Here is a 1,529-nt window from a genome sequence, read left to right on the forward strand (position 1 = left end):
GCGGACTGCTCCGCAGCGGACGGCCGCCACACGGACAGCTTCGGCGCGGACGGCTCCGGCGCATCCGATGCGGCCGAGTGCGGGCGGGGGGCCGGGCGTGGTGAGTTGCTTCCGCGTGCCGCGGCGACCATCGCCTTCGCGGTCTTCGTCGGATACTTCCTCGCGTACTCCGTGATCGCCATGTCCTACCTGCCGCCGATCGGCGAGGCCTTGGCCATCGAGCTCTGCATGCTCGCGACGCTTGCCGTCCACTGCGTGGTCTCCTTCCAGTGGCGGTTCAGCCGGCTGGCCCGCCACGGCCGTCGGCTGCGCCACGGCGCCCTCGCCGTGCTGGTGTTGCTCCAGTGCGTACCGTGGTTCTTCTTCGGCCCGATCTGGCTGGGACTTCCGGGCTTCGTCGGGGGTGCGGCGCTTCTGTCGCTGTCGGCCGTGGGCGCGTGGCCGTTGATCGTCGGCGTGACGGTGGCCGGTGACATCGCATTCCACCAGGCGGGCGGCCAGGCCTGGGACCTCTGGTACGAAGGCGCGTACACAGTGATGTGCGCCCTGGTGGTGTTCGGCCTGTCCCGGATGGCGCAGCTGGCTTCGGAGTTGCACCGATCCCGTACCGGGATCGCCCGTCTCGCGGTGACGGCGGAACGCCTCCGCTTCGCGCGCGACCTGCACGATCTGCTCGGTTTCAGTCTGTCGGCGATCACGCTCAAGTGCGAGCTGGTACGGCGGCTCGCACCGACTCGGCCGGTACAGGCGCGGACGGAGCTGACCGAAGTGCTGGGGATCGCGCGTCAGGCCCTCGCCGACGTGCGGACGGTGGCCGACGGGCGGCAGCGGATGAGCCTGTCCGCGGAGGCGCAGAGCGCGACGGCGATGCTCGCGGGGGTGGGGATCCGCGCGACCGTCGACACCGACTGCGGGGAACTGCCGGGGGACGTGGAGACGGTGCTGGCGACCATGGTGCGCGAGGGCCTGACCAACATGCTGCGGCACAGCAGGGCCGAGCACTGCGAGATCCGGGCGGAGCGTACGGCTGCGGGTGTGCGGCTGACCCTGGTCAATGACGGGTTGCACGCGTGCCCGGCGCCGGGGCTCGGCTCCGCCGCGGACGGCGGGAGCGGGCTCGGCAACCTGGCGACACGGGTCGAGGCGGTCCATGGCCGCTTGATGGCGGGCCCCCGGCCGGACGGCTGGTTCGAGCTGACGGCCGAGGTCGAGCTGGCCATGGTGTGAGGCCGAGGTCGAGCTGGCCGTGGTGTGAGGTCGAGGTCGAGCTGGCCGTGGTGTGAGGTCGAGGTCGAGCTGGCCGTGGTGTGAGGTCGAGGTCGAGCTGGCCGTGGTGTGAGGTCGAGGTTGAGCTGGCCATGATGTGAGGCCGAGGTCGAGCTGGCCATGATGTGAGGCTGAGGGCCGGGCCACCCGGCACCGGTCCACCCCAGGCCACCCGGCACCGGTCCACCCCAGGCCACCCGGCACCGGTCCACCCCAGGCCACCCGGCACCGGTCCACCCCAGGCCACCCGGCACCGGTCCACC

At 71.9% G+C, this 1,529-nt stretch carries 1 protein-coding gene; it reads left to right on the forward strand.

From position 1 onward, the window contains the following. On the forward strand, positions 1 to 1,227 hold a 1,227-nt coding region (locus AB0D31_RS21680; RefSeq protein WP_362725491.1), incomplete at its 5' end, for a histidine kinase. Positions 1,228 to 1,529 lie beyond the last annotated feature (302 nt).

The organism is Streptomyces sp. NPDC048361 (assembly GCF_040651795.1).
Classification (GTDB): Bacteria; Actinomycetota; Actinomycetes; order Streptomycetales; family Streptomycetaceae; genus Streptomyces.